At 73.1% G+C, this 25,978-nt stretch carries 30 protein-coding genes; 8 read left to right on the forward strand and 22 right to left on the reverse strand.

What is annotated here, in order from left to right:
- Positions 1 to 140 precede the first annotated feature (140 nt).
- The 5 genes from EWH70_RS27795 to EWH70_RS27815 are packed head-to-tail and all read right to left on the reverse strand — an operon-like array spanning position 141 to position 6,636.
- The gene (locus EWH70_RS27795; RefSeq protein WP_130478495.1) at positions 141 to 1,022 is read right to left on the reverse strand and encodes a hypothetical protein; all 882 of its coding nucleotides are present in this window, start codon (positions 1,020 to 1,022) and stop codon (positions 141 to 143) included.
- Complete coding sequence (locus tag EWH70_RS27800) at positions 1,009 to 3,513, reverse strand: Hsp70 family protein (RefSeq protein WP_130478496.1); 2,505 nt, start codon at positions 3,511 to 3,513, stop codon at positions 1,009 to 1,011. The genes EWH70_RS27795 and EWH70_RS27800 overlap by 14 nt, the downstream gene beginning before the upstream one ends.
- On the reverse strand, positions 3,510 to 3,968 hold the full coding sequence (locus tag EWH70_RS27805; protein WP_130478497.1) for a hypothetical protein: 459 nt from the start codon (positions 3,966 to 3,968) through the stop codon (positions 3,510 to 3,512). The genes EWH70_RS27800 and EWH70_RS27805 overlap by 4 nt, the downstream gene beginning before the upstream one ends.
- Positions 3,969 to 3,970: 2 nt before the next feature.
- A complete protein-coding gene (locus EWH70_RS27810) occupies positions 3,971 to 5,536 on the reverse strand; it encodes a hypothetical protein (protein ID WP_130478498.1) in 1,566 nt (521 codons plus the stop codon).
- Positions 5,533 to 6,636 carry a serine/threonine-protein kinase gene (locus EWH70_RS27815; protein WP_130478499.1) on the reverse strand — a complete coding sequence of 368 codons (1,104 nt, stop codon included), beginning with the start codon at positions 6,634 to 6,636 and terminating at the stop codon, positions 5,533 to 5,535. Before EWH70_RS27815 ends, EWH70_RS27810 begins: the two co-directional genes overlap by 4 nt.
- Before the next feature lie 301 nt (positions 6,637 to 6,937).
- Here EWH70_RS27815 and EWH70_RS27820 point away from each other — a divergent pair, with 301 nt between their 5' ends.
- A complete protein-coding gene (locus EWH70_RS27820; protein ID WP_130478500.1) occupies positions 6,938 to 7,939 on the forward strand; it encodes a ferric reductase-like transmembrane domain-containing protein in 1,002 nt (333 codons plus the stop codon).
- Here EWH70_RS27820 and EWH70_RS27825 read toward each other — a convergent pair whose 3' ends face one another.
- Together EWH70_RS27825 and EWH70_RS27830 are read right to left on the reverse strand one after the other, a co-directional pair.
- The gene (locus EWH70_RS27825; protein WP_130478501.1) at positions 7,940 to 8,215 is read right to left on the reverse strand and encodes a DUF3040 domain-containing protein; all 276 of its coding nucleotides are present in this window, start codon (positions 8,213 to 8,215) and stop codon (positions 7,940 to 7,942) included.
- A 60-nt stretch (positions 8,216 to 8,275) separates the two neighbouring features.
- Positions 8,276 to 8,866, reverse strand: coding sequence for an HSP18 transcriptional regulator (locus EWH70_RS27830; RefSeq protein ID WP_130478502.1), 591 nt, complete (start codon positions 8,864 to 8,866; stop codon positions 8,276 to 8,278).
- A 104-nt stretch (positions 8,867 to 8,970) separates the two neighbouring features.
- On the opposite strand from EWH70_RS27830, the gene EWH70_RS27835 reads away from it, so the two are divergent.
- The gene (locus EWH70_RS27835; protein WP_130478503.1) at positions 8,971 to 9,420 is read left to right on the forward strand and encodes an Hsp20/alpha crystallin family protein; all 450 of its coding nucleotides are present in this window, start codon (positions 8,971 to 8,973) and stop codon (positions 9,418 to 9,420) included.
- Between the two features lie 63 nt (positions 9,421 to 9,483).
- Here EWH70_RS27835 and EWH70_RS27840 read toward each other — a convergent pair whose 3' ends face one another.
- Both EWH70_RS27840 and EWH70_RS27845 read right to left on the reverse strand, forming a co-directional pair.
- Entirely contained in the window at positions 9,484 to 10,689 is a 1,206-nt protein-coding gene (locus EWH70_RS27840) for an RNA polymerase sigma factor (RefSeq protein WP_130478504.1), read from the reverse strand.
- A 5-nt stretch (positions 10,690 to 10,694) separates the two neighbouring features.
- Positions 10,695 to 11,063, reverse strand: coding sequence for a YciI family protein (locus tag EWH70_RS27845; protein ID WP_130478505.1), 369 nt, complete (start codon positions 11,061 to 11,063; stop codon positions 10,695 to 10,697).
- Between the two features lie 134 nt (positions 11,064 to 11,197).
- On the opposite strand from EWH70_RS27845, the gene EWH70_RS27850 reads away from it, so the two are divergent.
- On the forward strand, positions 11,198 to 12,319 hold the full coding sequence (locus tag EWH70_RS27850; RefSeq protein WP_205669289.1) for an epoxide hydrolase family protein: 1,122 nt from the start codon (positions 11,198 to 11,200) through the stop codon (positions 12,317 to 12,319).
- Here EWH70_RS27850 and EWH70_RS27855 read toward each other — a convergent pair.
- Together EWH70_RS27855 and EWH70_RS27860 are read right to left on the reverse strand one after the other, a co-directional pair.
- The gene (locus tag EWH70_RS27855; protein ID WP_240687268.1) at positions 12,285 to 13,031 is read right to left on the reverse strand and encodes a GAF and ANTAR domain-containing protein; all 747 of its coding nucleotides are present in this window, start codon (positions 13,029 to 13,031) and stop codon (positions 12,285 to 12,287) included. The two genes, EWH70_RS27850 and EWH70_RS27855, sit on opposite strands and share 35 nt — an antisense overlap.
- Positions 12,988 to 13,875 carry an EamA family transporter gene (locus tag EWH70_RS27860; protein WP_130478507.1) on the reverse strand — a complete coding sequence of 296 codons (888 nt, stop codon included), beginning with the start codon at positions 13,873 to 13,875 and terminating at the stop codon, positions 12,988 to 12,990. The genes EWH70_RS27855 and EWH70_RS27860 overlap by 44 nt, the downstream gene beginning before the upstream one ends.
- 73 nt (positions 13,876 to 13,948) lie before the next feature.
- Between EWH70_RS27860 and EWH70_RS27865 the strand changes: the two genes are divergently transcribed.
- On the forward strand, positions 13,949 to 14,854 hold the full coding sequence (locus EWH70_RS27865) for a LysR family transcriptional regulator (RefSeq protein ID WP_130478508.1): 906 nt from the start codon (positions 13,949 to 13,951) through the stop codon (positions 14,852 to 14,854).
- A 104-nt stretch (positions 14,855 to 14,958) separates the two neighbouring features.
- On the opposite strand, the gene EWH70_RS27870 is transcribed toward EWH70_RS27865, so the two are convergent.
- Positions 14,959 to 15,531, reverse strand: a complete 573-nt coding sequence (locus EWH70_RS27870; RefSeq protein WP_130478509.1) for a hypothetical protein — start codon at positions 15,529 to 15,531, stop codon at positions 14,959 to 14,961.
- Between the two features lie 154 nt (positions 15,532 to 15,685).
- Between EWH70_RS27870 and EWH70_RS27875 the strand changes: the two genes are divergently transcribed.
- Entirely contained in the window at positions 15,686 to 16,144 is a 459-nt protein-coding gene (locus EWH70_RS27875) for a MarR family winged helix-turn-helix transcriptional regulator (protein ID WP_130478510.1), read from the forward strand.
- A 5-nt stretch (positions 16,145 to 16,149) separates the two neighbouring features.
- Complete coding sequence (locus tag EWH70_RS27880) at positions 16,150 to 16,599, forward strand: MarR family winged helix-turn-helix transcriptional regulator (RefSeq protein ID WP_205669290.1); 450 nt, start codon at positions 16,150 to 16,152, stop codon at positions 16,597 to 16,599.
- Here EWH70_RS27880 and EWH70_RS27885 read toward each other — a convergent pair.
- Genes EWH70_RS27885 through EWH70_RS27905 form a run of 5 tightly spaced genes read right to left on the reverse strand, consistent with a single transcriptional unit; the run spans position 16,586 to position 20,585 of the window.
- A complete protein-coding gene (locus tag EWH70_RS27885; protein WP_130478511.1) occupies positions 16,586 to 17,983 on the reverse strand; it encodes a PP2C family protein-serine/threonine phosphatase in 1,398 nt (465 codons plus the stop codon). The genes EWH70_RS27880 and EWH70_RS27885 overlap by 14 nt on opposite strands.
- Positions 17,980 to 18,978, reverse strand: coding sequence for a SpoIIE family protein phosphatase (locus EWH70_RS27890; protein WP_130478512.1), 999 nt, complete (start codon positions 18,976 to 18,978; stop codon positions 17,980 to 17,982). Before EWH70_RS27890 ends, EWH70_RS27885 begins: the two co-directional genes overlap by 4 nt.
- Positions 18,975 to 19,403, reverse strand: coding sequence for an ATP-binding protein (locus EWH70_RS27895; protein ID WP_130478513.1), 429 nt, complete (start codon positions 19,401 to 19,403; stop codon positions 18,975 to 18,977). Before EWH70_RS27895 ends, EWH70_RS27890 begins: the two co-directional genes overlap by 4 nt.
- Positions 19,400 to 19,750, reverse strand: coding sequence for an STAS domain-containing protein (locus EWH70_RS27900; RefSeq protein WP_130478514.1), 351 nt, complete (start codon positions 19,748 to 19,750; stop codon positions 19,400 to 19,402). The genes EWH70_RS27895 and EWH70_RS27900 overlap by 4 nt, the downstream gene beginning before the upstream one ends.
- 7 nt (positions 19,751 to 19,757) lie before the next feature.
- Positions 19,758 to 20,585 (reverse strand): STAS domain-containing protein, encoded by an 828-nt coding sequence (locus tag EWH70_RS27905; protein ID WP_130478515.1) that lies wholly within the window; start codon positions 20,583 to 20,585, stop codon positions 19,758 to 19,760.
- Between the two features lie 149 nt (positions 20,586 to 20,734).
- On the opposite strand from EWH70_RS27905, the gene EWH70_RS27910 reads away from it, so the two are divergent.
- Together EWH70_RS27910 and EWH70_RS27915 are read left to right on the forward strand one after the other, a co-directional pair.
- Positions 20,735 to 21,109 (forward strand): STAS domain-containing protein, encoded by a 375-nt coding sequence (locus tag EWH70_RS27910; protein ID WP_130478516.1) that lies wholly within the window; start codon positions 20,735 to 20,737, stop codon positions 21,107 to 21,109.
- Positions 21,106 to 21,519 carry an ATP-binding protein gene (locus EWH70_RS27915; RefSeq protein ID WP_130478517.1) on the forward strand — a complete coding sequence of 138 codons (414 nt, stop codon included), beginning with the start codon at positions 21,106 to 21,108 and terminating at the stop codon, positions 21,517 to 21,519. Before EWH70_RS27910 ends, EWH70_RS27915 begins: the two co-directional genes overlap by 4 nt.
- Here the strand turns inward: EWH70_RS27915 and EWH70_RS27920 are convergent.
- The 5 genes from EWH70_RS27920 to EWH70_RS27940 all read right to left on the reverse strand — a co-directional run bounded on the left by EWH70_RS27920 (position 21,490) and on the right by EWH70_RS27940 (position 25,967).
- Entirely contained in the window at positions 21,490 to 22,635 is a 1,146-nt protein-coding gene (locus EWH70_RS27920; RefSeq protein WP_130478518.1) for a PP2C family protein-serine/threonine phosphatase, read from the reverse strand. The genes EWH70_RS27915 and EWH70_RS27920 overlap by 30 nt on opposite strands.
- Before the next feature lie 86 nt (positions 22,636 to 22,721).
- Positions 22,722 to 23,126, reverse strand: coding sequence for an ATP-binding protein (locus tag EWH70_RS27925; protein ID WP_240687269.1), 405 nt, complete (start codon positions 23,124 to 23,126; stop codon positions 22,722 to 22,724).
- Positions 23,127 to 23,198: 72 nt separating this feature from the next.
- Positions 23,199 to 23,846, reverse strand: coding sequence for a response regulator transcription factor (locus EWH70_RS27930; RefSeq protein ID WP_130478519.1), 648 nt, complete (start codon positions 23,844 to 23,846; stop codon positions 23,199 to 23,201).
- 54 nt (positions 23,847 to 23,900) lie between these two features.
- Positions 23,901 to 24,908 (reverse strand): DNA topoisomerase IB, encoded by a 1,008-nt coding sequence (locus tag EWH70_RS27935; protein WP_130478520.1) that lies wholly within the window; start codon positions 24,906 to 24,908, stop codon positions 23,901 to 23,903.
- 6 nt (positions 24,909 to 24,914) lie between these two features.
- Positions 24,915 to 25,967, reverse strand: coding sequence for an NAD-dependent epimerase/dehydratase family protein (locus EWH70_RS27940; RefSeq protein ID WP_130478521.1), 1,053 nt, complete (start codon positions 25,965 to 25,967; stop codon positions 24,915 to 24,917).
- Between the last annotated feature and the right edge of the window lie 11 nt (positions 25,968 to 25,978).

A 25,978-nucleotide genomic window follows, 5' to 3' on the forward strand; every position in this document is an offset into this window, starting at 1 on the left:
CTCCGCGCCCTACTCGTCCTCACCCACCACGAACAACACCACCCCACCAGCACCACCCACACCCACTGACCAGCCAAAACAGGATGAAAAATCCCCAATGTGGCATTGGGGGAGTTTCGCGTACGGTCGCCGACGCCGGATCAGGCCGGGTGGACCAGCAGGGTGACCGTGCGGTTGCGGTCCGGCTCGGTGGCGGGGAACGGGGGACCGGCGGGGTCGCCCGCGGCCAGGCCGAAGCCGGACAGCGGCAGCCCGCCCGCGGAAGCCATCTCCTCGGCCGCGACCCGGGCGCGGCGCAGCGCCAGGTCCGGGTTGTCGGTGAAGCCGCTGCTCGGCGACACCTGCGCGTTCTCCGTGTGCCCGATGACCCGCAGCGCCAGCGGGCCGTTCACCCGGCGCAGCCGCCCGGCCAGGTCGGCCAGCGCGGCACGGCCGTCGGGGGAGAGCCGGTCCAGCGAGCTGAACAGGCCCCGCGGGAACACCAGCAGCAGCCCACCCTGCTCGTCGCGCACCTGCACCGGCGAACCGGCCAGCGCCGTGCGCACGTCGGCCAGCACCCGGCCCCGGTGCTCCAGCGTCCGCGCCATCTCGTCGACCCGCTCGGACAGGCCGCGCTGGTCGGCGGCGATCTGGCCGAGGCCGTCGGACGGAGCTGGGGCGGCCGCGGGGGAACTGACCCACCAGCCGACGCCGACCCCGGCGGCCGCGACCACGATCACCAGCACCGCGACCGCACCACGCCTGCGGCGGAACCGGCGGGCGTTCAGCTCGGCGATGCGCCGCCTGCCCTCGTCCGGGCCCGGCAGCGACGGGTCCAGCTCCTGGGCGCGGCGCCAGCAGTCGTCGGCCGCGCCGAGGTCGCCCTGCTGCGCGTGCACCCTGGCGAGCAGGTCGAGCACCTTCGGGTCGGAACTGTCCGCGCCACCCAGCTCGGCGAGGATCCGCCTCGCCTGACCGTGATGGCCCTTGCGTGCGGCGTCGCCGGCCTGCGCCAGCTCCCTCTCGACGTTAATGGTGCCCACCCGCCCGCACAGTGCTGGTCATGTCGATCATCTGCTCCCCGCCACCGGACGGCATCAACGCGTCCAGCTTCCGGTTGACCGCCTGCAGCCTGCCGCTGTCGCCGGTGTTGAGCGCCTGCCGCCCCTCGGCGAGTGCCTGCTGGACCGCGGGATCGGGACTGCTGCTCAGTTCCTGCTCCCGCTGACCGAAGATCACCGCGTCGAGACGGCCCGTCTCGTGCAGGATCCGGACACCGATCCGCCGCACGACGGTGATCTGCTGACGCAGCACCGTGCGGTCGCCCGCGCTGATGGCCTGTTCGATCGCGGAACGGCAGCTCGCCACCTCCCGCTGGTCGGCCGACGTTCCCCAGTCGCGGGCCATCTCCGACACCGAGTCCAGCAGCGCCCTGGCCTCACCTTCCAGCGCGGGCATTTCCAGCGCGCCCTCGACCTCGTCGAGCAGGCTCTGCGCCTCCCGCAGCTGCGACTGGCACTCCTCGGCGGCCTCCCGGTCGACGTCGGCCCGCTGGGCGGAGCTGACGATGCGGTCCATCCGGTTGCTGGAGTCGAACTCGTCGAGCAGCGTCTCGGCCTGCGCGGCGCTGGTGCCGCGGGCCTGCGACCGCAGCTCGGTGTACCGGCTGCGCAGCTCGCTCACCTCGGTGAGCAGCGCCGCCCCGTCCACCGCGGCCGACCGGCCCAGCTCGATCTCGATCTCGAACTCCTCGTCCAGCAGCGGCACGTACGCCTCGGCCCGCGGCGTGAAGCTGCGGTCGATGTCGATGTGCACCTCGATCTCGCTGCCCGCCGGGACGTCCCGCTTCACCTCGTGCGGGTGAATGTCGAGCCGTCCGATCGGGGTGTTGCGGTCGGCGCGGGTCCACTCGCCCTCCAGCAGCGGGACCCGGATCAGGCCGGTGCGGCTGTTGCGGCGGACGTCGACGGTGGTGTGCAGCACCACCCGCTTGCTCGCCGGAAGCTCGGTTCCCTTGCGCAGCAACCATTCAACCTCGTTGCCGGTCAACCCGACACCGACCGAGTGACTGAGCACCGGCGCCGCGCCGAGCGGTCCGATGCTGTGCCGGTAGCCGATGCTGGCCGGGTCGGTTTCCAGCAGCGTGCCGTGCTGGTCGCGCAGTTCCACCTGGTAGGTGTTGCTCGCGTTCGACTCGGCCCGCAGCCGGGTGACGAACGTGCCCTCGGCCGACAGCGGCACTTGACCGCTGTGCCAGGCCGGCTGCGCGGCGTCGTTGCGGAACGCGATGGTGAACCCGGACCAGTCACGCTCACCGGTGGCCCTGACCCGGCCGCCGACCAGCGGCTCGGTGTCCTGCCCGACCGGCTCGTGCTCGAACTCCAGCACGAACCTGCTCTCGGTGGCCACCCGCTGCGGCTGCGGCCGACGCTGGGTGCCGGCGAAAATCGCCGCGCCACGGGCGATCACCGTCACCGGGTCGAGGCTGTGGTCGATCGGGATGCCCAGTCCCTCGGTGGGATCGGCCAGCATCTCCCGCAGTGCCGGGGCCAGCGTCGTGCCACCGACCAGCAGCACCTTCTCGAAGTCGCCGGGGCCGAGGTTCTTCTGCGACAACGCCCTGCGGCACAACGCGATCGAACGCTCGTACAGCGGCCGGGACACCCGCTCCAGGTCGGCCCGGGTCAGTTCCCAGGTGAAGTCGACCATGTCGCCGGTGCCGTCGTCGAGCACGACGTCGACGTCCACGGCGTCCGTTGTGGACAGCTGGATCTTCGCGTTCTCCGCGGCCAGCTTCAGCTTGGCGATGTTGCCCGCCCACCGCGGGTTGTCCCGGCGCAGGTCGGCCAGCCCGAACTCGCGCTGCACGGCGGGGATCAGGGTGCCGTCGAGCAGCCCCCAGTCGATCAGCTTGCCGCCGAGGAAGTTGTCGCCCGCGTGGTTGACGACGGTGAAGTCACCGTCACGCACCTCGATGACGGCGGCGTCGAACGTGCCGCCGCCGAAGTCGTAGACCAGCCAGAACGCCCGGTCCGGCGCGTTCTGCGCGCTGTAGGCCCAGGCCGCGGCCGTCGGCTCCTGCAGCAGCGGCGCGAACCCGAGCCCGGCCAGCTCCGCCGCCCGCCGCGTCGCGTCGCACTGGTCGAGTTCGAACGCGGCCGGGACGGTGATCACCGCCGAGCTGATCTCCTCACCCATCGACCGCTGCACGTCGCCACGCAGTGACTTGAGCACCTCGGCCGACAGTTCCTCCGGCGTCATGCTCCGCCCGGCGGCGTCGAAGCGCTTGTGCTCGCCACGCACCCCCATCTGCAGCTTGAACTCGGCGGAGGTGTTGGCGGGGTCGGACTCGACCCGCTCCCGCGCGCGGTCGCCGACGTAGACCTTGCCCTGCTTGCTGACGTACACCGCGGACGGCGTGAACTCACGCTGCAGGTTGTTGCGGATGACCACGCCGTCGGCGCCCTTGGCGACCGCGATGGCGCTGTTGGTGGTGCCGAGGTCGATTCCGAAGTCGATCGTCTCGCGTGTCATGGGGTCTGTCCTTCTCCGGGTTGGGCGACGATGACCTGTCCTATTTGGATACAACGGCCGTTGCGGTACACCGAGGGACGGACGGTCTCCACGACCGTCGCCTTCGGAACGGACCGCTCCTCGTAGGCGACCACCTCGAGGGTCAGGCCCGGGTCGTACAGGGTGCCGTCGTGGTCCTTGATGACCACGCCGGCCTCGTCCAGCTGCTCGAACACCGCCTGCAGGTGCCGCCGGGCCCGGGAGCCGTCGCCGTTCTGCGCGAGCTTGCGCCTGCCGCGCCACAGGTTGGTGGCGATGTCGGCCAGCGCGCTGTCCGGCAGGTGGTCGGCGGGCGGCGCGGCCGGCTGCGGCGTGGACGTCTCCGAGGGGGACGGCCAGCGCGGCGGGTCGATGCGGAACTCGCCGGGGTAGCGCCGCTGCCGCAACCCCTCGAGCGCACGGGAAAGCCTGGACACACTCACCTCGATTCCGCGATGCGCACCCACGCGTTCACACGCAGGAAGCGGGTCAGCAGGTAGGAACCGGCCGCGACGGCGACGGCCAGCCAGTGCCAGGCGCCGTCACCGTCGACCAGGTCGACGAACAGGTACAGCAGAGCCAGCAGCACCAGCGTCCGCCAGGTGCGGGCCGCGGGTCTCAGCGGAACCTTGCCGTAGACGAACCGCGCGTCCTGGTGGTACGACGCCAGCGGGACGATCGGGATGAACAGCAGGAACCACCGGGTGGCGATGTAGCTGCCGTCGTTGGCGAAATCGCGCATGCCCATGGTCGTGGTGCCGATGCCGAACGGGGCGAGGTCGCGGGGCGCACGCGCCACCGGCCCGCGGATCGCCCTCGGGTCGGCGAGCACGGTGGACAGCTGACGTCGCAGCGTCTCGTCGCGGGTGCGGCCGCGCCACGCCATGAGCCGGTCGCGTGCCGCGTCGACCTTGCCCGCCTGACACAGGCCGTACACCGACTTCAGTACCCCGGAGGCCTCTTCGATCACCGCGTCCGGCTCGATGACCTCGATGTTGCCCTTGATCAGCTCGATCGTGCCGGTGTCCCGCGCCCGTTCCAGCGCCGCCCGCAGCAGCGGCATCGTGGCCGAGTGCTCGCTGGTGGCCTTCCAGTAGCTGACCGCGCAGAGGTTCGTGGCGACGGCGACCGCGTCGTACACGGCATCGGTCGTGCTGTCGCCCCTGCCCAGCAGGGTCTCCACGACCAGCAGGTCCAGCCTGGTCCTGCTGATCAGTTCCTCACCGGCCGCCAGCGACCGCTTCGGATCGCTCCCCGCCATGTTCTCGGCCTCCCGGCAGGCGGTGCCGATCCGCTCCTCGCGGCCGCGCACGGCGTCGCGCAGCATCCGGTCGACCAGGTCGTCGTCGAACGGCGAGTCGTCGAGCAGTTCCAGGTAACGGTCGGCGCCCGCCTCGTCGCCGTCCTCGGCGTCGCGCACGGCCAGCGAGACCGTGGCCGACACGATGTGGGCGGGCAGGCGGTAGCGCAGCTTGCGGACCGTGCCGATGGTCAGCCGCGGGTCGTCGAGTTCCCTGGCCCGGCGGTAGGCGCGTTCCCAGACCTGCTCGTCCTCCAGCGACCCGGCCCAGGCCCGCAGTGCCTCGGCCCAGCTGTCGGCGTTGGCCGCGGCACCCGGGTCGGCGGACTCCAGTGCCGCGCAGTGTGCCCGGATCGCGGCGTTGTGCTGCTCGTGCCGGGTGTCGCCGGGACGTTCCTCGTCCCACAGCCACAACATCTCGTGGACGAACCGGATCACCGGGTCACGCAGCGACTCGAACGCGCCGCGCAGGTCGTCCGGATCCGGCGGCGGGTCCAGCGGCAGGTCGCCTGCCGGCGCCGCGAACGGCGTGCCCAGCCGGGCCGCCAGCGCCGCCTCCTCCCTGCGGCGCCGCACCTGCGCGGCCGGCGCGTCCGGTGCCAGGCCGGTGATGCGGAAGATGTTGTTGCGGTAGAACGCCCGCCCGGTCAGCGGTTCCAGCGCGGTGTCGAGTGCGGCGTCGGCGGGGGTGGTTGCCTGGCTCATCCGACGACTCCCTTGCGCCAGAGGGTCAGTTTGTGCTCGTACTCGGTGCGCAGCGGGGCGAACAGGTTGAACGCCTCCTCCATCACGTCGGCCGCCTCGTTGAGCGAACTCGCCTGCCCGGACAGGTCCAGTGCCCTGGTGGCCAGCGACCGCGCGCGGGCCTCGTCGACGGGGGAGTGGGCGCCGCCGAGTGCTTCCTTCGACGTCTGCGGCAGCTTCCGGCTCTCCCGCACCGGCCGCAGCTCACGGCGGGACAGCCAGGCGGCGAACTGCGCGCCGAGCGCCCCGGCGTGCGGGACCCGGTTGCGCGGGTTGGGTTCCAGCGAGTGCAGCACGATGTCGCCGAGCGTGTCGTCGACGTCCGGGTTGAACTGCTGCGGCGGCCGCGGTGGCGTCCGGTACTGCGCGCCGAAGAATGACGACGGGCTGGCCGAGTCCTCGTAGGGCAGCGTGTCGGTCAGCAGCAGGTAGGCGATGGTGCCGATGGCCCACACGTCACCGGCACGCGAGTCGCCGCGCCGGTCCATCAGCGACTCCGGCGCCTTGAACGCGAGCGTCCCCTTCGTGCTCGCCAGCAGCGTCAGCGGGTCCGCTCGCTTGGCCAGGCCGAAGTCGCTGATGCGGACCCGCAGGCCGTCGGTGTCGTAGCCGATCAGCACGTTCTGCGGGGTGATGTCGCGGTGGATGATCGGCGGCGTCTCCGAGTGCGCGACGGCCAGCCCGTCGCACATCTGCTTGAGGATCTGGACGACGACCTCGATCGGGACGAACCGGTCGTAGTGCGAGGCCCAGAACTTCTCCAGGTTGCCGCCCGCGACGTACTCCATGGTGAAGAAGCCGCACTCGCCCGCCGAGGTCGACACGGTGTCGGCGTTGAAGACGCGGACGATGTTGGGGTGGCCGATCTGCGAGAGCATGATCGCCTCGCCGAGCATCTCCTCGGTCTCCTCGACGGTGCCGATGCGCTTGAACACCTTCATCGCCTGGCGGCCGAAGTAGCGGTGCTTGACGCGGTAGACCTCGGCGAACGCGCCCTGCCCGAGGAAACGCTCGACGGTGTAGTTGGTGCCGATCGGCTGACCGGGTTCGAGCAGCGTCACCGGGCCGCCCTGCCGGTCTCGTCGCGCACGTGGTCCCCCGTCGGGCAAAGATCGTGCCGTGGCCTCCGTGACCGGGGGCGACGGCGATAGCCATCGTAGTCAGACCGATTCTGGGGCGGCAATACTCGTGTCGACGCGTGCTGTCCGCTAGCTGCCACCATGGTGAAGAGACTAGGCACCCACGCACGGGACCGGTCCCGGGAACTTTCCGGCGCTTCCACACGACCTGCTGTTCATGGCGGTGTACACCGGCGACGGTGAACGCTACAAAGGACTAGACCAATCTCGGCGTGGAGGTGGGATGGACCGGGCAGCCCTGCGCGGCGATCTGCGGGCCGCGGTTCCCGACGCGACGGCCGCGCTCGTCATCACCGGCGCGATCTTCGCGTTCCTCTACTACCGGGTCGCCGACGGCTCGTCGGCGACGGTGGCCGTCATGCCCGACCTCGCCGACGCCGGCGCCTACTGGATGTACTGGCTGTGCCAGGCGTTCGGCTGGTCCGGGCTGCTGTGGGCGTGGCTGACGACGATGCTGGGCCTGATGCGCTCGGCGAAGCCGCCCCGGTGGCTGCCGGTCCCGGTGTCCCGGCTGGAGCGCTGGCACCGCTGCACCAGCCTGACCACGATCGCGCTGATGTTCGCGCACGCGGCACTGTTCTTCGCCGAGCGCGTGCGCACCAACAAGACCGGCGCGGGCTGGCCGGGCAACCTGTGGCGGGCGTTCGTCGAGACGTTCGTCCCCGGTGGTTACGCCAGCGGGACCGGCAAGATCGCCATCCTGATCGGGCTGCTCGCGCTGTACCTGGCGATCCCGCTGGGGCTGGCCTACTACTTCCGTGCCCGGCTGGGCGCGCGGATCTGGCGGGCGCTGCACCGGTTCGTGCTGGTCGTGTACGTGCTCAGTGTCTGGCACACGCTGCTCTACGGCACCAACGTCTGGTTCGACGGCTGGCCGAGGGACACGTTGTGGCTGCTGCAACTGCCGGTGCTCGGCCTGCTGCTGGCCAGGCTGCTGACACCGGCGCGGCCCGCGGAGCGGTTCGGTGCCGGGCTGTCGCCGGTGGCGGTGCTGCGGCGAGCCGCCGCGCTGCTGGCCGTGCTGCTCGGTGCCGCCGCGGTGGTCTACGCAGTGGTCAGCGGCAGCGACGGCGGCCGTACGCCGGGCGCGCACCACGGGGCGCCGCTGAACGTCACCCAGGCGATGGTCTGGGGCGGGACCGCCGTGCTCGCGGCCGCCGCGGTCGTCGCGGTGCTGCTGGCCCGGCGGGTGGAGCGGGCCGCCGTCCTGAGATCCGGGGCCTGATCAGGGGCCCGGCCAGCCGTTGTGCGCGGCCGACACGAGCTGCCAGCCCAGGGTGCCCGCGACGGTCGCGACACCGAAGAAGATCAGCACGAAGCTCAGGCTGAGCGCCCCGGTGAGCAGTAGCAGGGCACCCACGGCGAAGCCGGTGCAGGCCACCAGCCGACGCGTGGCCGCCTGGTATTTGCCCTCCCGCAGCATCCGTGCCAGCTCGGGGTCCGACTGCTCGAACCACTCCTCGATCTCGTCCAGTTGCCGCCGCTCGTGTTGGCTGAACATGATCCGCTCCCGCAGGGTGGCCACCGTTGGTGACCGGCGGGTACCCAGCGGCCGCGCGGATCACACCTGCCCGCCGGCGTCCCTGCGGACGCGGTCGGCGTCGTCGGTGACGGTGCCGATGCGGTCGGCCAGTCTCGCGTGCCGGTCCGCCAGGTGCGGGCGGCGCTCCGCGAGCGGAGCCAGCAGCCCGGCGGCGTCGTCCTCGCCGAGCGCCGTGCGCAGCCGGTCCGCGCCCGGGCCGTCGACGCTGCTCACCTCGGCGGCCAGCTGCCGCAGCTCGGCGGCGTGCTCCCGGGCCCACGCCGACACCGCCCGGTCGCCAGCCCTGCGGTTGCGCTCGGCACGCACCCGCCCCTCGGCGGTGGCCTCGCCACCCGGACGCAGCCGCAGGAACCGGCGTTCGGCCGCCTGCCTGCTGGCCACCCCGAGCGCGGGCGCGAGCGCGGCCCAGCTCGACCCGGCCGCCCTGGCCGCGGCGATCAGCTCCGGTTCCCAGCTGGCCAGCTCGTCGCGGACCCGGCGCAGTTCCTCCAGCGCGGGCAGCAGGGCCGCGACGGCCTCGGGTCCCAGCTCCCCGCCGTCGCGGGCGAGCAGGCGGGCGGCCTGGATGAGGGCCAGCGACTCGGGCAGGGAGAACTCCTGATCCGCCATATGTCATCCTTTCGACGACGCCGCACTTGTCATCGTTGTGATGACATGTTACAACGGTGGTGCGCGTTGACACCAGACGACCAGAACCAGGAGGTGGAGCAGACATGTTGATGCGCACTGATCCGTTCCGCGAGCTGGACCGGCTGGCCAACCAGGTCTTCGGTGGTGTGCAGGGAACCTGGTCGAAGCCCGCCGCGATGCCGATGGACGCCTACCGTGACGGCGACGAGTTCGTGGTCGCCTTCGACCTGCCCGGCGTCGACCCGGACGCGATCGACGTCGACATCGAGCGCAACGTGCTGACCGTCCGCGCCGAGCGCCGCCCGGTCGGCGGCAAGGACTCCGACGGCGACACGGTCCAGATGCAGGTGGCCGAGCGGCCGCTCGGCGTGTTCTCCCGCCAGCTGTTCCTCGGCGACACCCTGGACACCGACCACGTCGCCGCGAACTACGAGGCCGGCGTGCTGACCCTGCGCATCCCGGTCGCCGAGCGGGCCAAGCCACGCAAGATCGCCATCACCGGCCGGGACGACCGCAAGACCATCTCGAGCTGACAGCTCGAATTCCCCGCCTCGCGGGCCGCCCGAGCGCTCGTCTCGCGGCCCGCGGGTTCGTCTTCACGCGCCGAGGCGGCGCGCCGCGGCGTGGAGGTAGCGCTGCTGGGGCACGTTGGTGGTCAGCCTCGCCGCGGCGAGGTAGGCCGCCCGTGCCCCCGCCGGGTCGCCCGCCCGCTCCAGCAGGTGGGCGCGGACCGCGACCGGGCGGTGGTCTCCGGCCAGGCGCGGGTCGGACTCCAGCCCGGCGAGCAGCCGCAGCCCCACGGCGGGGCCGTCAGCCATGGCGACGGCCACCGCGTGGTTGACCGCGACGACCGGGTTGTCACCCCCGGTCCGCATCAGCACCTCGTACAACGCCACGATCTGCGGCCAGTCCGTCTCGGCGTAGCTCCGCGCCTCGTCGTGCACCGCCGCGATCGCGGCCTGCAGCTGGTACGGCCCGGCCGGACCGTGCGACAGCGCGCCGGTGACCAGCGCGACGCCCTCGGCGATCGCGTCGCGGTCCCACCGCGACCGGTCCTGCTCGGCCAGCGGCACCAGTGAGCCGTCCGGCGCGGTCCGGGCGGGCCGGCGGGCGTTGGTGAGCAGCATCAGTGCCAGCAGCCCGGCCGTCTCCGGTTCGCCGGGCACCAGCCGGTGCAGTAGCCGCGTCAGCCGGATGGCCTCGGCGGCCAGGTCGGCGCGGTGCAGCCGCGGGCCGGACGTCGCCGCGTAGCCCTCGGTGAACACCAGGTACAGCACGTGCCGCACGGCGGCCAGCCGGGCGGGCCACTCGGGCGCGGTGGGCGGCCGGAAGGGCAGTCCGCTGCGCGCGATCGTCTGCTTGGCCCTGCTGATTCGCCGGGTCATCGTCGACTCCGGCACCAGGAACGCCCTGGCGATCTCCACTGTGGACAGACCGCCGACCGCGCGCAGCGTCAGGGCGATCTGCGACGCCGGGGTCAGCGCCGGGTGACAGCACAGCAACAGCAGGACCAGCGTGTCGTCGGCGTCGGGCACCTCGGGAGCGGGCTCCCAGGCCTCCTCCCGCAGCCTGCGGGACCGCTCGGCACGCAGCAGGTCGGTGAGCCTGCGGGTGGCGACGGTGACCAGCCAGCCCGCCGGGCTGGCCGGCACGCCCTCGGCAGGCCAGCGCGTGGCCGCCGCGAGCAGCGCCTCCTGCACGGCGTCCTCGGCCAGGTCGAACTGCCCGTACCGGCGCACGACCGCGCCGAGGACCCGCGGCGCCAGCTCGCGCAGCAGGCCCTCGATCTCGGCCGTGCTCACAGTGCTCACAGTTCCGGCTCTGACCCGGCGATCGGCCGCACGTCGATCGCCGTCTTCGGGCCGGGCCCGCTCGCCAGGATCGCGGCGATCTCGGTGGCCCGGTCGAAGCCGGAGCAGTCGACGATCCAGTAACCGGCCAGGACCTCCTGCGTCTCGGGGTACGGCCCGTCGGTCACCACCGGGGCCCCGGCACCGGCCTCGACCCGCCTGCGGTGCACCGGCGCGGCCAGCCCCTGCGCGTCGACGAACTCGCCGGACGCCTCCAGGTCGGCGTTGAACTTCAGCATGAACGCCTCGATCTCGGCCGTGTCCGGTGTCCGGGCCAGCTCGTCGTGGGCCCGCTGGCTTGCCTGGACCAAGAGGATGTACTTCACGTGTCGCTCCTTCGCTCGGTGGATCACTCCAAGGTCGGAGCCGCACCCCGCGACCGGACATTCTTCCGCTGCCGATGTCCGATCGCCCGGTACGGCTCCGACTCCCCGGTGAGAACCGGACGAGAGGAGCCGACATGCGGCCGTACCGCATCGCTGTCCCCGACGAGGACCTGACCGACCTGGCCGACCGGCTGGCGCGGGTGCGCTGGGCACCCGAACCCGCCGGCGGCGACACCGGCTACGGCGTGCCGCTGGCCCGCGTCAGGGGACTGGTCGAGCACTGGCGGCGCTACGACTGGCGGGCCTGGGAGGCGCGGCTCAACGCGTGGCCGCAGTTCACCACCACGATCGACGGCACCAACGTGCACTTCCTGCACGTGCGCTCGCCGGAGCCGGACGCGCTGCCGCTGGTGCTCAGCCACGGCTGGCCCGGTTCGGTCGCCGAATACCTGGAGGTGCTCGGCCCGCTCAGCGATCCACGCGCCCACGGCCTGGATCCGGCCGTCGCGTTCCACCTGGTGGTGCCGTCGCTGCCCGGGTTCGGCTTCTCCGGGCCCACCCCGGACACCGGATGGGGACCGGCGCGGATCGCGCGGGCCTGGGCCGAGCTGATGCGGCGGCTCGGCTACGAGTGGTACGGCGCGGCGGGCAACGACTGGGGTTCCGGCATCACCGTCGACCTCGGCAGGCTGGAGCCGGACCGGGTCGTCGGCGCGCACGTCACGCAGACCTGGGACCCGCCGCCGGACGACGACCCGGCCTGGATCGAGAAGCTGTCGCCGGCCGAACGCGCGGTGTGGGACGCCATGAACCACTACTTCGACAACGAGGCGGCCTACGGCATGGTGCAGGCTCAGCAGCCGCAGACGCTCGCGCACGCGCTGGCCGACTCACCGGTGGGACTGCTCGGCTGGAACGCGCAGGCCATGCACCACCACGGCCTGGACGACGAGGTGCTGCTCACCCACGTCACCATCCACTGGCTCACCGGCACCGGCGGGTCGGCCATCCGGATCTACGCCGAGGAGGGCAGGGAGCCCCGGCCGGACGCGCCGTCGGTGGTGCCGCTGGGGGTGTCGCAGTTCCCCGGCGATCTGGCGTCGGTCCGGTCGTTCGCCGAGCACCATCACAACGTCGTCGCCTGGACGCGGCACGACCGCGGCGGGCACTACGCGGCATCGGAGGTGCCCGAGCTGCTGGTGGGCGACATCCGCGGGCTGTTCAGGGAAGTTCGAGCTCGCCGTGCCGTTCGGTGAGCGTCTCGGCCAGCGTGACGAGCTTGACGTTGAGTTCCTGGGAGGCGCGGCGCAGGATGTCGAACGCCTCGTCGGCGCTCACCCCGCGGCGGCTCATCAGGATGCCCTTGGCCTGCCCGATGACGTCCCGGCTGTCGATGGCCTCGCGCAGCTGGGCGGCCTGCAGGTCGGCCATCGTCACCGCCTGCGTCTCGGCCACCGCCAGTGAGGCGTGCGTGGCCAGTAGCAGGATGGCGTCGCGGTCGAGGCTGTCGAGTCCGTTGACCCGCCGGGAGTAGACGTTCAGCGCGCCGGACAGCCGTGGCGAACCGGGCCCGGGCAGCAGTGCCGCGGCCACGACGGACCCCACCCCCAGCTCGGCGGCGGCCTTGCCGAACCGCGGCCACCGCGGGTCGGCGGCGACGTCGGCGCTGGCGGCGATCGTCGTGCCCTCCGGCCGGGCCGCCTCCACGCAGGGGCCCTCCCCGGTGTCGTACTGGATCATGTCCAGCTTGGTGGCTTCCGGGGAGGTCTCCACCGGGGTGTGGAACCGGCCGCGGTCCTCGCGCAGCGTGATGCTGACGATGTCGGCTTCGGGGATCAGCCGCACGGTGGCGTCCACCACCCGCTGCAGCACGTCTCCGACGTTCGTGGCGCCGAGCACCGTCGCCGTCAGCCGGGTGAACTCGTCACCGAAGGAAAACCCGACGTGCTCGTCGGAGCCGGTTGTCATGACCCGACTGTATGCCATCACGGGCCCGGGTGGACCGGGCCGCGACCACCGCCGTCGCCGCGCTGACGCAGCCGATGCCCAGCCACTGCGGCCAGCCGAGACGTTCGTCCAGCACCAGCAGCCCCGCGACGCCCGCGACGGCCGGTTCGGCGGCCAGCAGTACGCCGACCGTCGCCGCGGACAGCCGCCGGAGCGCGGCCTGCTCCAGCGTGTAGGGCAGCACCGCGCTCACCACGGCGACCACCGCGCCGGCCAGCAGGACGGCCGGGGCGAGCAGCGCGGTGCCGTCCCCGGCGGCGCCGGCGGGGACGGCGAGCACGGCGGCGATCGCCACCGCCAGTGCCAGGCCGCCGCCTCCGCTTTCCGCGGCGACCCGGCGTGCCAGCACCACGTAGGCCCCCATCGACGCCGCCGACAGCCCGGCGAGCAGCAGCCCCTGCCACGGCAGCGTTGACGAGCTGCCCGCCGGGTCGTTCACCAGCCACACCCCGGCCCCGGCGGCGCCGACGGCGGCCAGGTCGGCCGGGCGGCGGGAGCCGAGCAGCGCCACCGTCAGCGGTCCGAGCAGCTGGACGGTGCTGGCGACACCCACCGGCAGCCACCACATCGCCGGGTACACCAGGTTCATCCCGGCCACCGCGAGCCCGAGCCCGGCGACCGCCAGCCGCTGCCCGGGGGCGGGCAGGCGCGGCCGGTGCACCGCCAGCAGCACCAGGGCGGCGAACCCGAGCCGCAGCGCGACCACGCCCAGCGGGCCGGCCGAGTCGAACAGTCCCTTGCCGAGTGCCTGCCCGGTCTGGGTGGACACGGCGGCGGCGAGGACGAGCAGGGGAGCGGGGAGCATGTGTCCAGGTTCGTCACGCGAACCGTTGAGCACCAGCGAAAGTTTTGATGGATTACTCTGTAGAATCACCTGAATGATCGACCTGCGCCGGTTGCAGGTGCTGCGGGTGCTGGCCGACCGCGGCACGGTCACCGAGGCCGCCAGGGCCCTGCACGTGACGCCGTCCGCGGTCTCCCAGCAACTCGGGCAGCTCGCCCGCGAACTCGACGTCGAACTGCTCGCCCGGGACGGCCGCGGGGTCGTCCTCACCCCGGCGGCACACGCGCTGCTCGCCCACGCCGACGAGCTGGCCCGGCGCTGGGAGCTGGCCAGGGCCGACCTGGCCGGGCTCACCGGCACGGTCGGCGGGACGGTGCGGCTGTGCGGGGTGTCCTCGGCACTGGCCGCGTTCGCCGCCCCGGCCGTCCGGATCCTGCGGCAGCGGCATCCGCGGCTGCGGGTCCGGCTGGCCGAGGAGGAGACCGGCGAGTGCTACCGGCTGCTGCTGTCCGGGCAGTCCGACGTCGCCGTCGTGCTCCCGGCCGCCGCCTCGCCGCCGGCCGGCGATCCCCGGTTCGACCGGCAGGTGCTGGTCGAGGACCCGCAGGACCTGCTCGTCCCGGCCGGTCACCCGCTCGCCGGCCGCGCCGCCGTCCCGCTCGCGGCGGCGGCCGGCGAGGACTGGCTGGTCAAGGTACGCGACAACGACTCGCACGACCTGCTGGTGGCCGCCTGCGCCGCCGCGGGCTTCACGCCGCGCGTCGCCCACGAGGTCAAGGAGTGGTACGCGGTGTCCCGGCTGGTGGCCGAGGGGCTCGGCGTCTGCCTGCTGCCCCGGCTGGTGCCGGTGCCCGCCGACCACGCCGTGGTGCGGGTGCCGCTGCGCGGCGACCCCGCGCCCCGGCGGGCCATCGTCGCGGCGGTCCGCCGCGGCTCGGCGGACCATCCGGCGGTGGCGGCGGTCCTGACCGCCCTGCGCGAGGCCGGCCCCGTGCCGTGACCCGTGCCCGCGCTCTCATGCCGTGAAGGGGGCCCTCACGGCGTCTGGTGCCAGGGGCCCGGCATCGTGGTGCAACGCCACGGCCCGCCGCCCGCGCGAACCCCTCAGGCGGGCAGCGCCGGGCCGGAGCGGGGCACCCGTGGGTCGCGCCGCACCACCCGGGCCGGCCACGCCGACGGCGCCGTGCCCACCGGCTTCGCGCCACCGGCGACTTCGGCACCGTAGGGCGCGAGGTCCAGCCTGGCCAGCACGGCCGCGTCGGCCGGGTAGAGCACGGCGGCGTCGGCCCAGCCGATCGCCTGCTCGACGGTGAACCCGCGGCGCAGCCAGCCGACCGCGTCGGCGAGCGGATGCCCGGTGACCGCGTTGCGCGCCACCAGCGCGTCGGCGAGTTCCAGGACGCGGGCCGAACGGGTCGCGTACACCTCGGTCGCGCCGTCGTAGGTGACCCACCGGTCCAGATCCGGCCGGTAGGCGAGCCAGCCGTGACACCGCAGGGCGTCATCCAGCTGGGTGGCCGACGCGGGCACACCGGGGTCGTGGGACAGCCACAGCGTGAGCGGTCCGGAGTCGGCCGCGGCGGACACGGTCAGCACGGTGTGGTTGTCGGAACGGGACTTCTCGGTCACCACGGCGATGTCGAACTCACGGGGAACGGCACCAGGCAGGGGGTTCAACGGGCAACTCCTCACAGTGAGAATCTCACCGGCCTCTGTACCCCGGTGGGGTGCCCGGCAAACACCGGATCGCCACAGGTGTGTCCCACCTCGCCCGCCCAGCCACTACACTGCCGAAAGACCCCGGTGACCAGGGAAAGTGGGGGTGCTCGCCATGGCGGTTCGCAGCGCTGCCGCCCTGCTGGATCTGCTGGCCCAGCCCCTGGTCGACCGCTGGAACGCCGGTACCGCCGCCACCCGGCCGCGCATTCCCCCGCGTCAGCTGCACGTCCTGCTCACCGTGCGTGGCGAGGGTTCGGTGACCCTGGGCACGCTGGGGGCACTGCTGCGGGCGACCCCGTCGTCGACCACCCGCCTCTGCGATCGCCTCCAGGCCGCGGGACTGCTGGTCCGCGTCCCCGGGACGGTGGACCGCCGCGAGGTCGAGGTCGCGGTGACCGCCGAAGGCCTGCGGCTGCTGAACCGGCTCCAGCTGGCCAGGGAACAGGACCTGCGGACGGTACTGGACGGCATGAGCCCGCACGGGCGCCGCGCACTGCTGACCGGGCTGGCCGCCTTCGCCGACGCCGCGGCGGGGCCACGGCCGGCGCGCGCCGAGGACGGCACGGCGTAATTCCGGTGCGGCACAAGGATTCCCACGACTGGCTCGCCGGCGAGATCGGCGCGGCGGCCGAGTCGCTGGTGCTGGCCTGGGCCCGCGGCGAGGAGCAGGCCCACGGCACCGTGTCCGTCCCGCAGCTGCGGGCGCTGTTCGCCGTCGACGCCCACGGCCCGCTCACCGTCGGACGGCTCGGCACCCTGCTGGACGCGCTGCCGTCGTCGGCCAGCAGGCTGTGCGACCGGCTGGAGGCCACCGGCCTGCTCGCCCGGCAGGCCGGGGCCAGCGACCGGCGGGCCACCACCGTCAGCCTCACCCCGGCCGGGCGCGAACTGCTCGACGACGTCCGCAGGGCGCGGCAGCGCCACCTCGGCGAGATCCTCGCGGCGATGTCGCCGGAACAGCGCACGGCGCTGCTGGAGGGACTGACCGAGTTCGCCAGGGCGGCGGCGCGGGCTAACGACGACTGACCGCGGCGACCACCTGCGGGCCGTCCGGCGCCTGCGGGCCGCCGGGATGACCCGCCCACCGGCACAGCAGCAGGCAGACGTCGTCCTCGTGGTCGTGGCGGCCCAGCATCGACCGCAGCACGTACTCGGCCCTGGCCTCCAGGTCACCGGGCCGGGAGTCGGTGAACGCCCGGGCCAGCGCGGCCATGCCCGCCTCGATGTTGCTGGAGCGGCGTTCGACCAGGCCGTCGGTGAACAACAGCACGGCCGCGCCCGGCGACAGCCGGTACTCGTGCTCGGGGATGGGCGCGGTCAGCGCGATGCCCAGCAGCGGCGCGTGCTCGGCCTCCAGATACCGGATGCCGCCCGCGTCCTCCACCATGGGCGGCAGGTGTCCCGCACTGGCCCAGCGCATCGTGCCGCTGACTGTGTCGATCTCGGCGACGACGGCGGTGGCGAACAGCGTGGTCGCCCAGCCCCGCAGCAGCTCGTGCACCAGCCGCAGCGACTCGGCGGGCCCGTGGCCCTCCAGCGCGTACGCGTGCAGCGTGTTCTGCAGCCTGCCCATCACGACGGCGGCGTCCAGCCCGTGCCCGGTGACGTCGCCGACGGTGAGCACCACCGTCCCGTCCGGGCGGGCGATCGCGTCGAACCAGTCGCCGCCGACGTGCACGCCCCGGGTGGCCGAGCGGTACCGGGCGACCAGCTCCAGGTCCTCGTGCGGGACGAGTTTGGGCATCATCGCGTGCTGCAGCCGCTCGGCCAGTTCGTGCTCGCGCTCGTAGAGCGTGGCGTTGTGCAGGCCGGTGGCCGCGCGGTCGGCGATTCCCTGCGCCAGCGTGATGTCGTCACCGGTGAACTCCGACCGCGTGCGGTGCAGGTCCAGCACGCCCTGCACGTGCGTTCCGGCGGCCAGCGGCACGCTGACGCGGTGCGCGCCGTCGCGTTCGATGCTGTGGCCGGACAACGCGGCCAGCGTCGTCGCGTCGGGCGTGGCGGCGGGCTCGCCGGAGCAGCGCGGGCCGTCGTCGGTCACCGTCCACACGCGAGTGTGCTCGGCGAACCCGCGGGCACGCAGCAGCGCGGCCACCACGTCGAGCATCGCGGCGGCGTCCAGCGAGGCGGCCGCGGCCCTGCTCACGTCGTCGAGGAACGCGGTGCGCTGCCGCTGCCGCTCGATGTCGGCGTGCAGCGCGAGCAGCCCGGCGTTGGTCTGTTCCAGTTCGGACTGATGCCAGCCCAGTTCCCTGCGCTGGTCGGCGACCGTCTCCGCCAGCTCGCTCAGCACGGCACGCACCGCGCTGTCCTCACCGGCTCCGGCCAGTTCCGCGCTCAGCCGGGCCCACACCTCGTCGGGCAGGTTCCGGCTCTCCAGCAGCCTGCGCAGTTCCTCGGCGAGACTCACCGGTGCTCACCTCCCGCCGCCACGACGGCGCAGGCGTCGTCCCGCCCGCGGCAGTACTGACCCAGCAGCCAGCCCGCGACGACGGCCGGGTCGTGGCCGAACAACTCGGGACGGTCCTCGGCCTTCCACCGCTGCGCGATCCCGTCGGTGTGCAGGACCAGCTTGCTGTCGACGGTCCAGGCGTGGGTCTGCGAGCGCACCCGGTCGCGGACCGGGGCGCCGTCGCCGACGAACCCCGCGGCGGACACCAGCTGCGTGCTGGTGTTGGTGCGGCTGGAGTACAGCCGCGCGGTGGTGTTGCCGACGCCGGTGAACCGCAGCGTGCCCGCGGCCCGGTCGATGCGGGCCAGCGCGACGGTGGCGCCGCGGGTGACCGCCAGATCCGTTGCCATGGCCCGGACAAGCTGCTCCGGTTCGGCACCTGGCTCGGCCTGGACCCGCGCCATGGCCAGCTCGCTGGCCCGCGCCGCCGCGGGGCCGTGCCCGAGGCCGTCACTGATGGCCACCGTCGTCAGGTCCTCGTGGTCGACGACGGCCCAGGCGTCGCCGCTGATGTCCTCACCCGGCGCGCTGTAGAGCACGGCACCGAACCGGATTCCGCGTGGCTCGGCGCCGGAGGGGTGCCACCGCGCGAGCACAGTCGTCCCCTCCGTTCCGGAGTAGATGTCGAACCGGTCGGCCATCCTTCGCACCGCTCCCAAGCCGGTGCCCAGGGTACCGGTGGTGGAGTAGCCGTCCCGCATGCTTTCGGCCAGCCGGGGGATACCCGGGCCGCGATCGGTGGCCAGCAGATCGACTCCACCCGAGCGGGGGACCGCGGTGAACATGCCGTCGATCGCGTACTTGAGCAGGTTGGTGGCCAGCTCGCTGGCCACCACGGCGATCCGGTCCTGCTCTGGCCTCGGCAGGCCGGCCCGGCCGGCCGTGGTCACCGCGTACCGGCGGGCCTGCCCGACGTGGGCCTGCTCGCGTACGGCCAGCGCGGTTCCCCTCACCGCAATGCCCGTCTGCCGGAGGTGAACGTCACGGTCACCGTAGTGCCGGCGCCCGGCGCGGTCCGCAGGTCGAAGTGGTCGGCGAGCCGGCGGGCGCCGCTCAGCCCCAGGCCCAGCCCGCCCGCGCTGCTGTAGCCGTCCTGCAGTGCCTGCTGGACGTCGGTGATGCCGGGGCCGGTGTCGACGAACGTCAGCCGCAGCGCCGTGGTGCCGGCCGTCCGCTCGACCTCCAGCACCGCGTGCCCGCCTCCGCCGTGGACGAGTGTGTTGCGGGCCAGCTCGCTGGCGGCCGTGACCAGCTTCGTCTGCTCCACCAGGGAGAAACCGGCCGTCACCGCCACCTCGCGGACGGCCTGCCGCACCGCGACGATGTCGACCTCGGCGGTGATCGCCACCTCCTCGCGGGTGGCCGAGACGTCGGTCACGGCTTCCCCAGCAGCGCGAGTCCGTCCGCGACGGTCAGCGCGGTACGCAGGCCCGGCAGGGTCAGGCCCAGCTCCACGAGCGTGATCGCCACCTCGGGCCGCATGCCGACGACGACGGTCTCGGCCGCCAGCAGCGCCGTGGCGGCGGCGATCTCGTGCAGGACCCTGGCGAGGAACGAGTCGACGATGTCCAGCGACGACACGTCGATCAGCACCCCGGATGCCGAGGTGGCGACCACCCGGCTGGCCAGCTCGGTGCGTAGCCCGGCGGCTGCCTCGTCGGTCAGCTCACCCTCCAGGGTCGCCAGGAGGACCCCGTCGAGGTTGATGACTGAGGTGTTGTGCACGGGCCGCCTACCCGTGCTCGGCCTGGGTGACGGCCAGCCCGATGACGTTGAGCGAGTAGGCGAAGGCGTGGGCCAGGTTGGCCTTGGTAACCACCTCGCCGAGGTCGATGCCCAGCTGCACCATGGTCTGCGCGATCTGCGGGCGGATACCGCTGATGATGCACTCCGCCCCCATCAGCCGGGCCGCCATCGCGGTGCGCAACAGGTGCTGGGCCACCATGGTGTCGACGGTCGGCACGCCGGTGATGTCCAGGATCGCCACCCGTGCCTGCTGGGTGACGATCTCCTCCAGCAGCAGCTCGGTCGCGGCCTGGCTGCGCATGCTGTCCAGGGTGCCGATCAGCGGGATGGCCAGCACCCGGTCCCACAGCTTGATGACCGGTGTGGACAGCTCGGTCAGTTGCTGCTGCTGTGCCGAGATCATGTCGGCGCCGCTGCTCAGCTCCAGCTCGACCAGCACCACCCGCAGGGTGTCGACGGCCGTCGACAGCAGCACCGCTCCGGCCAGCCGGTCGTCCGGGCCGGGCCCCTCCCAGCGGTTCCACAGTGCCAGCAGCGGGTCCTTGAACTCGCTGACGTCCGGGCGCGGGCCGCCGCCGGACCGGGTCACCAGCAGCCGCAGCAGCGTGCGCACGCCGGCGAAACCCTCCGAGGCAGGGTCGTCGGCCGCTCCGGCGCGGACGGCCCGGGCGAGGCCGGCCAGCAGCTCGGTGGCTTCCTCGGTGGCGGTGGTGGGGTCGACCGACCGGAACGCCGACGCCCGCGACCACGCCTCGATCACCTCCCGCTGGTGCGCGTCCAGGAAATCGGCCACGCTGTCGGTGATGAGTGTCATGAAGTACAGCTCCAGACGACGTGGTGCAGCGACCCTGCACCAGCATTTATTTGCCTCATGGCAAACTTAGGGCACGGCGGGTTGGTATACCAGCATGGGGGTACGCCGAGTCGGGCCACCGACGAGATCGATACCGGGAGAACCAGCAGATGGCAGACAGCGCAGCGGGCAACTCGAACTCGACGGCCGTGCGTACCGAGCTGAACGGCACCGAGGGCAAGGTCGTCCTCGCCGGCGAGATCGACCACGGGGTCGCCCCGCAGCTCGACGCGGCGATGGCCGAACTGATCGAGTCGGGCGCGAAACGGCTGGTGGTGGACTTCGCCAACCTGTCGTTCTTCGACTCCGCCTGCCTGAGCGCCCTGGTCCGGGCGCATTCCGCCGTGCAGGAACGCGGCGGGGAGGTGAAACTGGTGAACGTGGACCGTTTCGCACACCGGATCCTGCAGATCGCCGGTCTCCTGCCGCTGTTCGACATCACGATGGCCGACGGAGCGGACTCAGCGGGCTCGTCGGGCTCATGAGTCCCGGCGGCTCCGGGGCGGAACCGCTGCTCGACCTCGCGCTGACGGCGGATCCCGCCGCGGCGGCCCGGGCGCGTGCGGCGGTGGAACCCGTCCTGCGCCGCCTCGATGCGACCACCGAGACCACCGAGATCGTCCTGCTGCTCGTCACCGAGCTGGTCAGCAACGCCGTCCTGCACGGCGAGCCGCCGCTGTCGCTGCGGCTGTCGTCGCGGGAGGGCCGGGTGCGGATCGAGATGACCGACGGCTCGTCCCGCCGGCCGGTGGTGCGTGAGCAGAGCCCGGACCGGCCGCACGGCAGGGGCATGATCCTGGTGCAGGCGCTGGCCGGTCGCTGGGCCGTCGACCAGCGCCCCGGCGGCAAGACCGTCTGGGCCGAGCTACCGCTGGCCGCCGCGCCACTCCAGTAGAACGGCGACCGCGTCGTCGGCCAGTTCCGCGCTGGCGTGGAACGCGACCAGCCTGGACAGCACCAGATGCACCGCGTCGGCCGGGGACAGCCGCGCCACCTCCGCCAGCACCCGGTCCAGTTCGGTGTCGACATAGCGACCAGCGGTGGTGGCCGCGTTCAGCACCCCGTCGCTGAGCACCAGCAGCCGGTCGCCCTGCCGCAGGGCCAGCTGCCCGAGGTCGTACTCGACGCCGTCGAACATGCCCAGCGGCAGCTGGGCGTCCAGCTCGATCCGCTCGGCGTCCCCGCCCCGCAGCCGGTACAGCGCCGGGGATCCGGCGTCGGCGACGGCCAGCCGCCCGCTGGGCAGGTGCAGGCGCAGGGCCAGCGTGGCGACGTGCTGCTTGCCGCCGTACTCGGCCCACACCGCCTGCCCGGCCAGCGCGAGCTGGTCGGCCAGCGCCAGCCCGGCGCGGCGGGCGTTGCGCATGGCGTGCACGGTCAGTCCGGTGAGCATCGCCGCGCCCACCCCGGTGCCCGAACCGTTGGTGACGGTGAGGGTCAGCTCGTCGGAGTCGAGCGACCAGTCGAAGTTGTCGCCGTGCACCGCGTACGCGGGTTCCAGGTGCCCGGCCAGCTCGAAGCGGCCGTCGCCGATGCGGCGGCCGGGCAGCAGGTCCCACTGCATCTCGGCGGCCAGCGTCAGCCGCTGGCGGCGGCGCACCCTGCGGAACCGGTCGGTGGCGGTGTCGGCGACGACGAGCTCGTGACCGAGCAGCGCCGCCGCGGTGGCGAACAGGTCGTGGCTGCCCGGGTCGGCGCCGGACACGCCGAGCACGCCGAGCCGGTTGTAGCGCACCAGGACCGGCAGGTACACGGTGTCGCCGTCGGTGACCGCCGTGCGCGTGGTGAAGGCCCGGCCCGCCGCCGTGCCCGCGACCGGGAGCGGCGTGGCATCCGGCGTGATCGCCGGCACCAGCGTGGTCTCGCGGTAGTCGGCGAGGTACAGCTCGGCGTCGCCGACGCCGAACTCCCGCCGCAGGACGGTGCGGGCCGTGGCGGCGACCAGGTGGGCCGGTACTTCCAGCAGCGCCGTGGCGAAGGTGGCCAGGCGGCTGTCCGTGGGGTGGTTCAACGCGGTCTCTCTCCGGGTCCGGGCCGGCGTACGGCAGTACAGAAAGAGGGTGCTGGCTGCTGAACACCCGAAGCGGTGGGACGCACTCAGGCGGACAGCGGGCCGGCCGTTTCCGGCAGCTCGCACCAGACCGTCTTGCCGCCGTGTGGAAGCGGGGTGGCCCCCCAGCCCAGACTGAGCCGACTGATCATACGCAGGCCCCAGCCGCCGTCACCGCCACCGGTACGCACGACCGGGCGGACGGGGCTGTTGTCGTCGACCTCGACGAGGACGCCCCTGCCGGTCAGCGACAGCCGCAGCCGCGGCTCGCCGTGGGCGTGGCACAGGGCGTTGGACACCAGTTCGCTCACCGCCAGCTCGGCGTCCGGCACGACGTCGTCCAGCCGCCAGCCACGCAGCGTCTCGCGGGTGAACCGGCGGGCCAGTGCCAGACCGGTTTCGGCCTCGGGGAGCCGCAGCGCGGCGCACCGCACCGCGGGGGTGGTCGTCACGGCGTTCATTGTCCGGGACCGGCGCGGCCACCGGCGAGACGCACCGTGACCACCGCGGCTAGTGCGAATGCGTCAGTCGATGAGCCCTTCGCGGCGCGCGATGGCGACGGCCTCCAGTTTGGACCGGGCACCGAGCTTGACCAGCACGCGCTGCACGTGGTTGCGGGCGGTGTTGCGGGCGACGCCGAGCCGCTCGCCGATCTCGCCGGTCGCCACCCCCTCCACCATCAGCTGCAGTGTCTCGTGCTCGCGTGCGGTCAGCGGGGTGGTCACGGCGGTGCCGCGGCCGGTGAGCCCGGCCAGTACGCCGCTGAGCAGACCCGGGTCGAACACGGCGTCGCCGTCGGCGACCTGGCGTACCGCCGTCTCCAGCCGGTCCAGCCCGGACGATTTCAGCAGCAGCCCCGCGCCCCCGGCCTCGGCCACCCGGATCGCCATCGGCGTGGTCGCCTCACCGGTGAGCACCAGCACCCGGGCGCCCAGCGGCTGGAAGCGGCCGATCGCGCCGATCCCGTCGCCGTCGGGCAGCCTGCGGTCGAGCAGCACCACGTCGGGCTTGCACCGGCGGGCGTCGTCCAGTGCCACGGACAGCGTCCGCGCCTTGGCAACCACCTCGACGTCCGGCGAGCGCTCCAGGGCGAGTGCGATCGCGTCGGCCACCATCTCGTGATCCTCCACCAACAGCACCCGGATCAGCCGGTCAGCCGGTGGTGAGCTCATCGGCTCATCGTATCGGCACGGACACGCCATGGTGGGTGAATCGCCAAGCGGTACTCAGCGGCTGGTGAGCAGCCGGATCACCGCCCGCTCGATCGCCTCCCGCTCCTCGTCGCCGTCGAGCCGCTGCCGCTCGATCCGCCGCAGCGCGGGCCGGATCGTGCGGCCGTCGGCGAACCGCCGCACCACGCGGGGGTCCACATAGGATCTGCGGGTCACCGCGGGGGTGTTGCCGAGCTGCTCGGCGACCTCCCGCATCACCCGTGCCCGGATCCGCTGCCTGCCCCGCTCGCTGGAGGGCGGGTCGTACTCGGCGAACGACGCAGCGGCGAGCACCGTCGCCGTCCAGGTCCGCAGGTCCTTGGCCGTGTACTCGGGTCCGGTCAGCTCCTTGAACCGCTCGTTGACGTCGTCGGAGCGCACCTCGTGCCACCCGCGGCCCTGACGGTAGGCCAGCAGCCGGTCGGCGCCGGTGCGGCGGCGCAGTGCCCGCACGGCCACCGCCAGACTGCCGTCCCGGATGCGTACCTCCCTCGGCTGCCCGCCCTTGGCCGGGTAGGCGAACCGCAGCTCGTCGCCGCGCACGGTCACGTGCTCGCGTAGCAGGGTGGCCACGCCGTGGGTGCCGTTCTCCGCCGCGTACTCCTCACCGCCGGTGCGGAAGACCCCCAGGTCGAGGATGCGCAGTGCCACGGCCAGTACCCGTTCCCTGCCGGTGCCCTTCGCGTCGAGGTCGGCGGTGACCGCCGCGCGGAACGCGGGCAGGATCCTCGCCAGCGCCAGCACCCGGTCGTGCTTCTCCTCGTCGCGGGCCGCGCGCCAGCGCGGGTGGTAGAGGTACTGTTTGCGCCCGGCGTCGTCGACACCGACGGCCTGGATGTGGCCGTCCTCGCGCGGGCAGATCCACACCCGCCGCCAGGCGGGCGGGATCACCAGCTTCTCGATCCGTTCCAGGGTTTCCGGATCGCGGACGGGTTCGCCGTCGGCGGTGAGGTAGCGGAACCCCTTGCCACGGCGGTGCCGCCGCAGGCCGGGGGACGCCGGATCACTGCGCTGCAGTCGCATGTGGACCTACGGTCGTTCGCCGACGCCGGTGCGCAGCTCGGCCTCGCGCCCGCCGCGCAGCTTCGGAACCAGGGGAGCGGTGGGGAATCCGGCGCCGGTGCGCAGGCCCTCGATCAGCTCGGCCACGGCCTCGGTGGCGGTGTGCCGGGGCTGCCAGCCCAGTTCGTCCCTGGCCCGGCCGCAGTCCATCAGCGGCATGCCCAGCAGCATGTCGACCAGTCCGGGCGACGCGGGCACGGCGTGCAGCCGCCACGCGGCGGCGACCAGTGACCGCAGCGCCCACGCCGGCATGCGTACGGTCCGGGCGTCCAGCAGGCCGGCCAGCAGTTCCGGGTCGATCACCGGATCGGCGGCCACGTTGACCGCGCCGCGGACGTCCGAGCAGACGGCCCGCAGGTAGGCGTCGGCCAGGTCGGCGCTGTGCACCGCCTGGAACCGCAGGCCGGGAACGTCGGGTACGGCTGGCAGCAGGTGGATCAGGCTGCCGGGCACGAACGGTCCGGCGAACAACCGGCGCTGCTCGCTGGCCGCGCCGCGCTGGAACACGAACGCCGACCGGATCCGCACCACGCGGGTGTCCGGGTGCCGGAGCTCGAAGGCGTCCAGAAACCGTTCCAGGTAGGCCTTCTCCCGCGAGTAGGCGGCCGTCGGGCAGCCGTGCGTGGCGCCGTCCTCGTCCACAGTGGACTCAGCGGGGGAGTAGGCGCCGACCGAGGAACCGTGCACCAGCGTGCCCACCCCGGCCGCGGCCGCGGCGCGGAACACCGCGATGGCGCCCAGGACGTTGGACCGCCAGGTCAGCGCCGGATCCCGGGTGGGCTGGAACAGCCACGCCAGGTGGATCACCGCGTCGGCCCCGCGGAACAGCCCGGTCAGTGTCTCCGCCGGGGTGTCGGCCAGGTCGGTGGTGTGCAGGTCGAGCTTGGGCAGCATCCACTCCGCGGGGCGCCGGGCCAGCCCCAGCACAGTCTCGATCCGGTCGTCGGCGTCCAGTGCCCGCACGACCGCGGTTCCGACGTTTCCGGTGGCCCCGGTGACCACCACGCGCAGTCCGGTCATGCCGTCCGGGA

It is taken from the genome of Amycolatopsis suaedae (genome assembly GCF_004214935.1).
Lineage (GTDB): Bacteria > Actinomycetota > Actinomycetes > Mycobacteriales > Pseudonocardiaceae > Amycolatopsis > Amycolatopsis suaedae.